This window comes from Caballeronia sp. A2-2, from assembly GCF_057612605.2.
The window spans coordinates 805,564-818,659 of record NZ_CM173618.1 but is presented as its reverse complement, the minus strand read 5'-3'; the positions used below and the strand labels follow the sequence as shown (position 1 = coordinate 818,659).

At 61.7% G+C, this 13,096-nt stretch carries 8 protein-coding genes; 7 read left to right on the top strand and 1 reads right to left on the bottom strand.

Going from position 1 to position 13,096, the window contains the following annotated elements:
- Positions 1 to 7 precede the first annotated feature (7 nt).
- The 6 genes from ACZCWR_RS27320 to ACZCWR_RS27295 all read left to right on the top strand — a co-directional run bounded on the left by ACZCWR_RS27320 (position 8) and on the right by ACZCWR_RS27295 (position 7,873).
- Positions 8 to 1,153, top strand: coding sequence for a porin (locus ACZCWR_RS27320; protein WP_487304811.1), 1,146 nt, complete (start codon positions 8 to 10; stop codon positions 1,151 to 1,153).
- A 1,023-nt stretch (positions 1,154 to 2,176) separates the two neighbouring features.
- A complete protein-coding gene (locus ACZCWR_RS27315) occupies positions 2,177 to 2,836 on the top strand; it encodes a hypothetical protein (protein WP_487304810.1) in 660 nt (219 codons plus the stop codon).
- 152 nt (positions 2,837 to 2,988) lie between these two features.
- Complete coding sequence (locus ACZCWR_RS27310) at positions 2,989 to 3,549, top strand: RBBP9/YdeN family alpha/beta hydrolase (RefSeq protein ID WP_487304809.1); 561 nt, start codon at positions 2,989 to 2,991, stop codon at positions 3,547 to 3,549.
- A gap of 146 nt (positions 3,550 to 3,695) precedes the next feature.
- A complete protein-coding gene (locus ACZCWR_RS27305; protein WP_487306163.1) occupies positions 3,696 to 4,661 on the top strand; it encodes a sulfate ABC transporter substrate-binding protein in 966 nt (321 codons plus the stop codon).
- A 104-nt stretch (positions 4,662 to 4,765) separates the two neighbouring features.
- Positions 4,766 to 5,137 (top strand): hypothetical protein, encoded by a 372-nt coding sequence (locus tag ACZCWR_RS27300; protein ID WP_487304808.1) that lies wholly within the window; start codon positions 4,766 to 4,768, stop codon positions 5,135 to 5,137.
- Positions 5,138 to 5,500: 363 nt separating this feature from the next.
- Positions 5,501 to 7,873: a beta strand repeat-containing protein gene (locus ACZCWR_RS27295; RefSeq protein WP_487304807.1), complete on the top strand. Its 2,373-nt coding sequence runs from the start codon at positions 5,501 to 5,503 to the stop codon at positions 7,871 to 7,873.
- Positions 7,874 to 7,911: 38 nt separating this feature from the next.
- Here ACZCWR_RS27295 and ACZCWR_RS27290 read toward each other — a convergent pair whose 3' ends face one another.
- A complete protein-coding gene (locus ACZCWR_RS27290) occupies positions 7,912 to 9,639 on the bottom strand; it encodes a ShlB/FhaC/HecB family hemolysin secretion/activation protein (protein WP_487304806.1) in 1,728 nt (575 codons plus the stop codon).
- A gap of 369 nt (positions 9,640 to 10,008) precedes the next feature.
- Between ACZCWR_RS27290 and ACZCWR_RS27285 the strand changes: the two genes are divergently transcribed.
- Positions 10,009 to 12,402: an ATP-binding protein gene (locus ACZCWR_RS27285; protein WP_487304805.1), complete on the top strand. Its 2,394-nt coding sequence runs from the start codon at positions 10,009 to 10,011 to the stop codon at positions 12,400 to 12,402.
- The last annotated feature ends 694 nt before the right edge of the window (positions 12,403 to 13,096 follow it).

Sequence of the window (13,096 nt, the reverse complement as noted above, 5' to 3'; positions counted from 1 at the left end):
GACTTTCATGAAGATCAAGGCGTTCATCGTCGCAGCGTTGGGCTGCGCTTCCACTTCCCTTTTCGCGCAAAGCAGCGTCACGCTGTATGGCGTGCTCGATGAGGGCTTCGACTACACGAGCAACGTCGGATCGCACGATACCTACGAACTGACGAGCGGTTACGCGTCGGGCAGCCGCTGGGGCCTGAAAGGCGTCGAGGATCTCGGCGGCGGCACGAAGGCCGTGTTCCAGTTGGAGAGCGGTGTCAACCTGAGCAACGGCGGCGCGGGTCAGGCGGGCCGCATGTTCGGACGTCAGGCGTATGTCGGCGTGCAGAACGCGAACTACGGCACGTTCACGCTCGGCCGTCAGTACGACTCGGTGGTGGACTATCTCGCGCCGACGACTGCCAACGGCAACTGGGCGGGTTATCTGTTCGCGCATCCGTTCGATAACGACAACACGGACAACTCGTTCCGCGTGAACAACACGGTCAAGTACGCGAGCCCGTCGATGGGCGGCTTCAAGTTCGGCGGCACGTACAGCTTCAGCAATCAGACCGGCTTCGCGAACAACCGCGCCTACAGCGCGGGCGCATCGTATGCGAACGGCGGGTTGTCGGCGGGCGTGGCCTATCTGCGCGCAGACAACGTGGGCAATGGCAACATCGGCGCAGTCGCGAACAACGACGCGAGCTTTATCGCCGAGCGCATGCAGATTTTCGGCGCGGGCATCAACTACGCGTTCGGTCCGGCGCTGGTCGGCTTTGCGTACACGAATTCGAGCTATGCAAATCCGACGGCCAACGGTTATATCGGCAACACCGATCTGAGCAACGGCAGCGCGCTCAAGAACCTGCGTTATCAGAACTTCGAAGTGAGCGGCAAGTATCAGTTCACGCCGGCGTTCTTCGTGGGCGCGCAGTATGTCTACTCGATCGAAACGTACGATGCCGCGGCGGGTACGATCCGTCCGCGCATTCATTCGGGCGGTCTGATGGCGGATTACTTCCTGTCCAAGCGCACGGATGTCTATGTGCAGGGCGCGTATCAGCATATCGCGGGACACAGCACCGGATCGGCGTTGGATGATGCGTATATTCCTGGCGCGCAGGGTTTGTCGTCGTCGGGTAATCAGTTTGTTGCGCGGGTGGCGGTGCGGCACGCGTTTTAAGCGCGCTCTTCGGGCGCGGGTTGGTTATGCGCGCCTGGGGAGGTTAGTTGTAGGCAGCAGCGCTTGAGCTGTTTTGCTGTTTTGTCGTGGAAGGGGCTGCTGGTTTTTGGGTCTTTATTGCAGTAGCCGCCTCCCCGGCGGGGGGGTAACTTTCTTTGCTGCTGCAAAGAAAGTCACCAAAGAAAGCAGCTTTTACCCCGTGCCCGCTGGCTGGAAAGTGTGGTCTGAATTAACGATGCAGTGGCCGCGTTAGGACGTCCCACGTTTCGTTAAGCGTGTGGGCAACCTCGCGATTACGCGCTCGAATCCTTTAGTCTTAGTGGTCCGCATTCATTCATTCGGCCATGCGCTGCGCGCGCCGAGAACTTAAGAACGGAATCCCGCAGCGTATCAGTGCCCAGTCACATCACACCACATCGCACCTCTCCCATTGGGCCCTACCTTGGTAAGCGCTTCTGGGCAACGCGCACACACCAACGCAAGTCACTTTCAGTCGGAGCACTAACCAAGGTAGGACCAAATAGCAATCTTGCGGGGAAGCGTGATGTGGCTGGGCGCTTATAGGCTGCGGGGTTCCGTTCTTATGTTCTCGGCGCGCGCAGCGCATGGCCGAATGAATGATTGCGGTCCACTAACTCCAAAGGATTCGAGCGCGCAATCGCAAGGTTGCCTACACGCTTAACGAAACGTGAGACATCCTATTGCGGCCACTGCATCCGTTAATCCAGACCAACCCTTTCCAGCCAGCGTGCATGGGGTAAAAAGCTGCTTTCTTTGGTGACTTTCTTTGCAGCAGCAAAGAAAGTTACCCCCCCGCCGGGGAGGCGGCTACTGCAATAAAAGCCCAAACAAGAGAAGCCCTTTGCACGAATATCGACAGCAGCCATCAACAACCACAGGAAAGCATTACCTCGACGAAAAATCCACCAACGTTCGCTAAAAGTTTCTTAAGCGCTTCCGTTAACAGAGTCATCCCCGATCCGACGCACCACTCGCGTCACCCCCCCATAGGACTCTGTCTCAATGAAGAAGCTCTTGCTGACCGCTGTCGTCACAGGTGTCGCCACGCTCGGCTCTCCGCTCTCCCACGCTCGCGAAGTCTACGGACAGATCGGCACCGAAGGCGTCGGCATCGGCTATGCGGAACCGCTCGGCACGCACGACAACGTCCGCGCCGAATTCAACGGGTTCGCGTTCTCGCACGACTTCAACGCCGGTCAATTGCACTACGACGGCACCGCGCATCTCATGCACGGCGGCCTGTATCTCGACTTCTTCCCCGTTCCTGACACGGTGGGCTTTCGCATCACGGCGGGCGCGCTGATCGGCAACGATCACGTCGATGCCACCGCCACCAGCATCGCCAGCACGTACACGTACAACGGCACGACGTACTCGACCGCAGGCGCGCACATCAACGCGAAGATGAGCTATCCGACGGTGCGGCCGTATATCGGCATCGGCTTCGGACATACGCCGGTCGCGGCGAAAGGCTTCTCCGCTTTCTTCGATGCAGGCGTCGCGTATGGCCGTCCGACCGTCGATCAGTTCGATGTGCCCGCGAATGTGCTCGCCATTGCGGGTCAGGCCGTCGCGGATCAGCAGCGGCAAGACTTGCAGGACAAGATCGATAAGTACCGCTGGTATCCGATCGTCAAAGTCGGCGTGACTTACCGCTTTTAAGCGTTGCAGAGCAGCCCCATAACCTAATCACGAAAAAATGGTTAGCGGTGGCGGGCTTCGCGTCGAGAATGGCATCAGGGAGGCGCTTTATGTCACGTCTGCAAGCCGTACCAACGTCACCGCGAAAGTCAGATAGGCCGCGTGCTGCGGTCATGGTCGTCACCGTGCCCGGCCTGCGTGGCAGCGAAAGCGCGCACTGGCAAAGCTGGCTCGAAGGCGAGTTCGCAGGTTCGCGACGCGTCGAACAGCGCGACTGGAACGCGCCGCATCTCGACACCTGGAGTCAGGCGATCCACGACACGCTCGCGGCAATCGACGGCCCCGTGGTGCTGGCCGCGCACAGCTTCGGATGCCTCGCCACGGCGCATCTGCTCACGCGCGCATCGGCTCAAAAGGTGCGCGGCGTGTTGTTCGTCGCGCCTGCAAGCCCGGTCAAGTTCCGCCACGCGGGCGAGTTCAGCGCACGCAGGCTGGATGCGCCCTCGCTCGTCGTCGGTAGCGAAACCGATCCGTGGATGCCGCTGGACGACGCCCGCACGCTCGCGCAACGCTGGAACAGCGCGTTCGTGAATCTGGGCGATGCCGGGCATATCAACACGGCGGCGGGTTTCGGTCCGTGGCCGCTCGCGCGGCATATCGTCGAAACGCTTGCGCGCCGTGCTGCTGCCGAGCACGACGAACCCGCCTTCGAGGAACGCCGCGCCTACGGATGACGCGCCCTCGCTTTACTTTTTGCTGACACAATGGCCGCCTCAGAGCGGCCTTTTTGCGTTTGTATCGACCATCGTCAACGGAGAAATCAAGCATGACCATCGGTAATAAACGGGGCGTCGCGGCGGCGTTGCTGTGCGCATCGGCGATGCTGAGCACCGCGGGTATCGCGCACGCGGACACGACCTTGCTGAACGTGTCCTACGACGTGACGCGCGAGCTGTACAAGGATATCGACGCGGCCTTCGTCGCGGACTACAAGAAGAAGACGGGCGAAACGGTGTCGGTGCGGCAGTCGCACGGTGCATCGAGCGCGCAGGCGCTATCGGTCACGCAAGGTTTGCAGGCCGATGTCGTCACGATGAACCAGCCCAACGATATCGACCTGCTCGCCGAGCGCGGCCAACTCGTGCCGGCGAACTGGCGCACGCGCCTGCCGGATGCCAGCGCGCCCTACACCACGACGATGGTCTTCCTCGTGCGCAAGGGCAATCCGAAGCACATCAAGGACTGGAACGATCTGGCGCGCGCGGACGTGCAGGCCGTGATCGCGAACCCGAAGACCTCGGGCAACGGGCGTTACGCGTATCTCGCCGCGTGGGGCTACAAGAAGCAGCAAGGCGCGAGCGACAAGGACGCGCAGGACTTCGAGCGCGCCATCTTCCAGAACGTGCCGGTGCTGGATGCGGGCGGTCGCGGCGCGACCACGACCTTCACGCAGCGCGATATCGGCGACGTGCTCGTCACCTTCGAGAACGAAGTCGGCTTGATGAGCGCCGGACCGGGCGCGGGCGAGTTCGAAGCGGTGTATCCGTCCGTGAGCTTGCTGGCCGAACCGCCAGTTTCCATCGTGGACAAGGTGGTGGACAAGCGTGGGACACGCAAGCAAGCGCAGGCGTATCTGGACTTTCTCTACACACCGGCCGGACAGGAAATCATCGCGCGGCATCATCTGCGTCCGCGCGATGCCGCCGTGCTCGCGAAACACGAAAGCGAATTCCGGCCGCTCAAAACCTTCACCGTGGAACAGATGTTCGGCAGTTGGCAAAAGGCCCAGCAAACGCATTTCGCCAATGGCGGCACGTTCGATCAGATCATCGCGGAGAAGAAGTAGCGCGTCTTTCCGAACGCGCGCGCATCGTGACGGCCGTATGTCACGCGCGTGCGCGGCGTGCTATCTTCGTCGGGTCCTGCGTCGTGTCCCGTGCCACTATCCAAATGAGTCAAGTCCGCTATCCGCTCGGACCCGACGATCGGGTGCATCTCCTTTGCTGGCTCACTTGCGGCTTTCTCGGCGCGTACTATCTCGACGCGCGGTGGCCGGACCCGACGTTTCAGGTGCGAGCGGCGCATCGCTGGCTGGACCGGCATCATCGGGCGGCGGACTGGTTCGAGACGGCACGGCTTTCCGTGCTGGCGCAATCGCTGGCGGCGCGGCTTTCATCCATCCTCGAAACGGAAAGCGGCAAGAGCGGCATCGAAAAGGTGCTGGAGGGCGAGGATCTCGATTACGACAGCCCGCTCGTTCAGCGCGTGTATCACGAATGCTGGGCGCAATTGAGCACGCCGCGCCGTCCTTCCTCGCGCTAACCCAAACCTGCCTTTTTGTGCCTCGCGTAAGCGGCCAAAAACGTGCGTTATTTCGGAATGCCATGTAATTTGAACTTACTCGTTCACTTACATTATTCCTTCATAAAGCTCGCACGTACGTTCAATTTTCATGCCCGTTTTGAAAGAATCCTTACGGCAAAAGGCGTCGCGTGCGGTCAAGTTTTTTCTCGCCAAACGTTTGCGTCGAACCCACATTTTTTATTTAAGTCTGCTGATAAGATCGTCGCGCCTGATCGCACGTCGATGATCGCGCCTCTGACTTTGCAGTGGCGGCGACGGCTCCACCCGCGGCGGCCCGCACGAATCGAACGACCAAAAAAACCGGCTCCGACTGGAGGGCATATGCAAGGCTGTTCCCGCTTCAATCCCGCATCTTTTCGCACCACCTGTATCGCTCGCGCAGCCGCGCTCCTTCCACTCATCGCCTGTTTGGGCGCGCACGCCGCGCCGCCGCTTCCCAGCGGCGGCAAGTTCGTCGCGGGCAGCGGCTCGATCGGCGGCGGCGGACAGTCGCTCACCATCGACCAGACCAGCACGCGCGGCGTGATCGACTGGAACAGTTTTTCGATCGGCGGCGGCCGCAAGGTCACCTTCAACAATGGCTCGGGCGCGACGCTCAATCGCGTCACTGGCGGCGATCCTTCGGTGATCCTCGGTCAACTGAGCGCGACGGGCAGCGTCTACCTGATCAATCCGCAAGGCGTGATCGTCGGGCCGGGCGGCGTGGTCACGACGGGCGGGCGCTTTCTCGCTTCCGCGCTCGACGTGAGCAACAGCGCGTTCATGGCGGGCGGGCCGCTCACGCTTTCGGGCGGCGGCAACGGCATGGTGGTGAATCTCGGCAAGATCGGCTCGACGGGCGGCGACGTGGTGCTCGTGTCGCGCTCGGAAGTCGTCAACAACGGACAGATCAGCGCACCGAACGGCACGGCGGAACTCGCGACCGGCGCGAAGGTGCTGCTTCAGGATTCGTCGGGCAGCCAGCAGGTTTTCGTGCAGACCGGCAGCGGCGGCGAAGTGATGAACACCGGCGCCATTCGCGCGGCGCAAGTTAGCCTGCAAGCCGCCGATGGCAACGTCTACGCGCTCGCCGGCAACAGCGCGGCCATTCGCGCGACCGGCACCGCGACGCGCGACGGCCACGTATGGCTCGTCGCCGATTCGGGCGCCGTTCACGCGCATGGCGCGATTGCAGCCGTGAACGCGGACGGCAGCGGCGGCATTGCGGAGACGCGCGCGAAGCAGCTCGACGTGAGTGGCGCGACCGTGCAGGCGGGCACATGGAAACTCGGCGCGCCCACCTTCACGCTGAACGGCGCGAACGCGAGCACCGTGGCGCGCAATCTCAGCAACGGCACCTCCGTCGATGTCGAAGCGACCGGCGCGAACGGCAATGTCACGGTCGGCAGCAGTGTGCGCTGGACGGGCGATGCATCGCTGACGCTCGGGGCCGGGCACAACGTGGGCATCGCGGCGGGCACGACGGTGGCGAACAGCGGCGCGGGCAATCTCATCGTGCGGGCGGATTCGAACGGCGTGGACAACGGCGGCAGCGTGAAGAATCGCGGCACCATCGACTGGTCGAAGAGCACGGGCATCGTTAGTTTGCTGTACGACATGAACGGCAGCTATGCGCCGGGCACGCTGCTGTCGAACAACGCATGGACCGCCGCGCCGTACAGCGGACAGGTCACGCAGATCACCGCGTACAAGCTCGTCAACTCGTTCGACGATCTGATGAAGGTGTCGCAAAATCTGGCGGGCAATTACGCGCTCGGCAAGGATATCGATGCCAGCGCGTCGAAAGTGCTCGATCCGAGTACCGGCGAAGGGCCGTACTCGCCCATCGGCCTCGACAAGACCGCGCCCTTCACCGGCCAGTTCGACGGCTTCGGCCACACCATCGACTCGCTGAACGTGGACGATGGCACCTCGGGCGTCGGCGTCGGCCTGTTCGGTGTGATCGGCACGGGTGGCGCGGTGCGCAACATCACCATGACGAACGGCGGGGCGTCGGGCTTCTTCGGCTCCAACGCATACGGCATTCTCGCCGGATGGAACTACGGCACCATCGCGAATGCGAAGACCTCGGGCTTCGCAGACAACGAAGGCTTCGGCAATCAAGGCATCGGCGGTCTGGTCGGCGTGAATAACGGCCTGATCGAACGCTCGTCGAGCGATGCATCGGTCGGTATTTCGGGGCCGGCCGGCGGGCTGGTCGGCGTCAATAACGGCACGATCACGCAATCGTTTGCTTCCGGCGACGTCAGCGCGGGGAATCACGGCACCACGGGCGGACTGGTCGCCGTCAACAACGGCACGATCACGGAGTCGTATGCCACCAACAGTCCCGGCGGCGTGCAGGGCACAGGCAGTCTCGTCAACGTGAACGGGCCGAAGGGCGTGATCAAGGAGTCGTTCGCGACAGGCGGCGTGGGCGGCGGCGGGCCTTCGGGCGACCCGTACGGCGGCATTGCATCGGTGAATCAAGGCACGATCGACGACACCGTGTACTGGGACAAGGACACCACGACGCAGACGAAGGCCGCCGGACAGAACACCGGGAAGATGCCCGGGGCGTCGAACGGTCTGACCACGGCGCAAATGGGCATGCAAAACAGCTTCACGGGCTGGACCTTCGGCTCGAACGGCGTCTGGGCGATGCCGGCAGGCGCGACGCATCCGGTCCTGGAATGGCAGCAAGCGCAACACTGAAGCAGTAATGGAAAGGGCGTCTTATAGCGCCCTTTCCATCAACTCCCGATCACCACGAAAATCTCGCCTAGCGGCGCTTTCGAGCCGTTCGGCACCGCCGCCTTGAGCGGAAATCCATACGTCCCGCGCACGCTCACGAAGCGTCCCACCTGAAAGCGAAAGCCCGCGCCAACGCTCGCAAGCGACGCATTGTTGGCCTCGCCCGTTTCCGCGATACGGTTCCACACGTGGCCCGCATCGAAGAAAACGAACGGCTGGATGGCCGCCGCGCTCCAGCTCCACGCGGGGCCGCGCAATTCGGTCTGCACGTTCCAGCCGCGGTCGCCCTGAACGGCGTAGGGTTCGTAGCCGCGCACGGTGGCGTCGCCCCCGAGGCCGAGTTCTTCGCTCGGCAGCAGCGTGTTGCCCGTCCACTGAAACAAGCCGCGCGCCGATGCCGACAAGCCCGTGCCGAACAACGGCATCTCGCGTTGCGCGGACAACTGGAAATACTGATAGCGCGGCTTCGCGCCGAGCCGCGCGGCGTCATAGGCGGCGTCGTTGTCGGAACCGTCGAAATAACCGGGGCTCGCGTAGAAGGTGGCGTTGGCGTGCGTGTCGCCGCCCGTGTCGCTCTTGGTGATGTCGTACGCGACCACGAACTGATGAATATGCGTATTCGCGTTGAACACCTGAAAGCCGCCGAATTCGAGGTCGTTGTTCGAGCGCTTAAAGTCGTAGCCGAACTGAACCTGCTGCTGCCAGAGACCAAGCGCGGGCAAACGCCAGTCGTAACGAAAACTCACCTGCGAACTCAGCCCGGTCTGTCCGTAACTGTCCGGCAAACGCGGCGTACTCTCCGCGAACACCCCGAACAGTTCGATGCGATCCAGCCACGGCAGCGGCGCGGAAAAATTAACCGCATGCGCGATGAAGCGCGCGCGATCGGGCCGCCCTTCGATATCAGGATTGCCGGAAATCAGATCGTTGCTCGCCGTCATCTGATAGCCGATGCGCGCATCCACGCCGAACAGATTGCCGTAGTCGAAGCCCGCGAGCACACGATCGCGGCCAAGATCGCGCACGCCGTCGTTGTCGTAACCGCCGTAGACGCGGAAGGGAAAGCGGTCATCGGTTTGCAGAACGACATCCGTCGTGTTCTGCGCCGTGCCCGGCTGATAGATGACATCCACGCGCCGGTACGGATTCGAATTCAGCAGCGCGAGACCAGCGGCGATATCCGATTCGCGGATGGGCGCGCCGGGCGTGAGCGGCATCTCACGCTTGAGCAGCGAATCGGAAAACCAGCGATTGCCCTTCGGCACCACGCTGCCCGCGCGAAACTCGGCAATATCGATGGTGACGACGCCATTGCTTACGTCCTGCTCGGGCACATAGACATCGACGAGCGGATGCCCCGCCTCGCGATAACGCTGCACGACCGCGCGGCGGATTTCCGCGAGACGCGCGAAGGTGAGCGGATGGCCGACATCGGCGGTGAAGGTATCGAGGAAATGCGGGTCGAGCAGCGGCAATCCTTTTGCAGAGACCGCGCCCTGCGCTGATGCGGTCATACCGCCGTTCGGCTCCGTCGCGGCGACGAAGGTCACGCCCCGCAGAGTTTCGATGGCGACCTTCTGCGAATCATCGACCGGCTCGGGCGGCGGCTCGGGCGCGGTCGGCTTCGCCACGCTCGGCGGCGTGAGCGGCGCGACATCGCGATAGGACTGCGCATGCGCGCCACACGTCACGCTCATCAGGAATACGGCGGCGATACGCGGCCTCATGCGTTCCTTAGGCGGCGCAAACCCCGCAAAGAATCACGCAAACGATTGCGAAAAATATTCCGAGCACTTTCTCTTTTCATGGGCAATGCCGCGTCCAGTTTTTTTCGCCGTGGAAAAGCGGGCCGCCCATGCTACCAGCGCAGATGCCAGCATGCGAGGGCATTAAATCGTGACGCGGAACGCTCATTGCAGGGGCTTTATTTGAACGCACGATGGAGCAAGCGGCAGCAGGCAGGCGCATTGCGGATTTACAATTCGTGGCGAACCATCATCGTGATCGGTAACGGTCGCGGCAGCGTAAAAAACTCCACGCGAGCGCGCATCGCGTGTCATGAAGGGCCTGGAAAAGGCCTGACTTTCAGGACTATGATGGACAAAAATTCTACGGCACAAAGCACCGGCTCCGACGCGCTGGACGCGTCCGCGTATGCCGAGTGCGCGCGCGAGCCGATACACATTCCGGGCGGCATTCAACCGCATGGCCTGCTCATCAGCGTGGATGCGCAGGGTCATGTATTGCAAGTGAGCGGCAATATCGGGCAGTGGTTTCCGTTGAGCCCGCAGGCGTGCATGGGCAAGCCGCTCGAAGCGTTGCTCGGCCGTGCTGCCGCCGAACGCGCGAAGAACGGCATCGAACGGCTTTCGCGCGATGGCGCCGCGATTCACGTCGGCAACGTGCTGATCGACAGCGCGCAGAAAAGCGAAAGCGGTCCGATGGCGCTGGTCGTGCATCGGCATGACGGCTTGCTGTTCGTCGAACTGGAACCCGCGCAGGACACGGCGGACGTGTTCTCCACCATGTACCCGCTCGTGCGTTCCTTCGTCACCGACGTGCAGACCATGCGCACGGTCGAACAGTTGTGCCAGTTCGCGGCAACCGAGATTCAGCGCATTACCGGTTTCGGGCGCGTGCTCGTCTATCAGTTCGATGACGAAGGTCACGGCGAAGTGCTCGCCGAAGCGATCGAGGATGGTTATCCCTCTTACCTCAATCAGCACTTTCCGGCCTCCGACATTCCGGCGCAGGCGCGCGAACTCTATCGCAAGAACCGCATCCGTCTGATCTCGGACGCGAATTACGAAGCCGTGCCGCTCGTGCCCGCGCTGCATCCGCAAACGCAACGCCCGACCGATCTCACGTATGCGTCGCTGCGCAGCGTGTCGCCGGTGCATCTGCAATACATGCGCAACATGGGCACGCTCGCTTCCATGTCCATGTCCATTCTCGTCGATGACAAACTCTGGGGCTTGATCTCCTGTCATCACGCGACGCCGCGCCTGCCGCCCTTCGAAGTGCGCACGGCTTGCGAGCATGTCGCGCAGATCGTGTCGCTGCAAATCGAGGCGCGCGAGATGCAGACGGAAGCGCATTACCGGCTCGAACTGCGGCGCATGCTCTCGAAGCTGTTGTCGTCGATGGCGAACACGGACAGCTTCATCGATTCGCTCGTCAACGATGCCAGCGACCTGCTCGGCTTCACGCGTTCGTCGGGCGCGGCGGTGATCTTCGAAGGGCGCACCTCGCTGCTCGGCGTGACGCCGGACGAACGCAGCGTGACCGCGCTGGTCGACTGGCTCGACAATCAAAGCGAGGACGTGGTGATGTCGGACCGCGCCGCCGAGGCTTGTCCGGCGCTGCGCGAATCGCCGGATGTCGCGGGGTTTCTAGCGGTATCGATCTCGAAGATCTATCGCAATTACGTGATCTGGTTTCGTCAGGAAGTGGTGCAGACCATTCAGTGGGCGGGCGATCCGCGCGCGAAACTCACCACGCTTTCGCCGCAACTTTCGCCGCGCGTGAGCTTCGAGACATGGACCGATGTGGTGCGCAACCGCTCGTTGCCGTGGCGGCCTGCGGAACGCGAAATTGCGCTTGAATTTCGTGCGGCGGTGCTCGGGATTGTGTTGCGGCGCGCGGAGGAAATCGCGCAACTCGCGACCGAACTCGGCCGTGCCAATCATGAACTCGAAGGCTTTTCGTACACGGTCTCGCATGATTTGCGCGCGCCGTTGCGGCATATCGTGAGCTTCGCGGACTTGCTGCGGCAAATGGATGGCGAGAAGTTATCCGAGCGCGGACGTGGGTATCTGGAGCGCATCGTTACTTCGGCGCGCTTTGGCGGACGGCTCGTGGATGATTTGCTGTCGTTCGCGCAACTGGGCCGCGCGGCGTTGCGGCCGCATAAGGTCGATGTGCATGCGCTCGTGCATAACGTTATTCAGAACGATATCGATGAGCAGGCTTCGGCGCGCGTGCATTGGAATGTGGATGCTCTTTCGCCTATCGAAGGGGATCACGTCTTTCTGCACGTTGCGTTCACTAATGTGATTGCCAATGCGGTCAAGTTCAGTGCGTTGCGTGAGCAGCCTGTCATCGAGATTGGCTCGAAGCCGGGTACGGGGGAGACCACTGGCTATACCGTGTACTTCGTGCGCGATAACGGTGTGGGCTTCGACATGCGTTATGTGGACAAGCTATTTGGCGTGTTTCAGCGGCTGCACGTGAATGAGCAGTTTGTTGGGACGGGGATTGGGTTGGCGAATGTCCGGCGCATCATCGAGCGGCATGGCGGCAAAGTTTGGGCGGAAGGTGAGCTGGATGGCGGTGCGACGTTTTTTATGGCATTGCCGAGAGCGTTTCGGCCTGAGAGCGGTGTGCGGCGGGATACGGCGGCTTCGGCGTTGGCGCGGCTGGCAGCGGGGACTGGGGGGGCAGGGCATGATATTGAGCAGCTTATCAAGCGGTCGGAGGAGAGGAAGTAGTTGCTTTTTTTATGCTTAGGTAGTGGCGCGCGGGTGTTTTGGTTTGTTGTTGTTTCTTGCGTGGAAGGGGCTGCTGGTGTTTGGGTGTTTATTGCAGTAGCCGCCTCCCCGGCGGGGGGGTAACTTTCTTTGCTGCTGCAAAGAAAGTCACCAAAGAAAGCAGCTTTTTACCCCATGCACGATGGCTGGAGAGGGTTGGTCTGGATTAACCGATACAGTGGCCGCCTTAGGACGTCCCTCGGTTGGTTAAGCGTGTGGGCAACCTAGCGATTTCGCGCTCGAATCCTTTTGACTTAGTGGACCGCATTCATGCTTTCGGCCATGCGCTTCGCGCGCCGAGAGCTTTAGAACGGAATCCCGCAGCGTATCAGTGCCCAGCTTCCTCAAACGTTCCCGCTATATTGTTATTCGGCCCTACCTTGGTAAGCGCTTCTGGACAAAGCGCACCCACCAACGTCAGTCACCTTTTAGTCGGAGCACTAACCAAGGTAGGGCCGAATAGCAATCTTGCGGAGAAGTGTGATGTGGCTGGACGCTTATAGGCTGCGGGATTCCGTTCTAAAGCTCTCGGCGCGCGCAGCGCATGGCCGAAAGTATGAATGCGGTCCACTAAGCGTTGATTACTCAAGCGCGCAATCGCCAGGTTGCCTAAGCGGCTCGTGATGCGTGGGAAGTCCTATTGCGGCCACTGCAT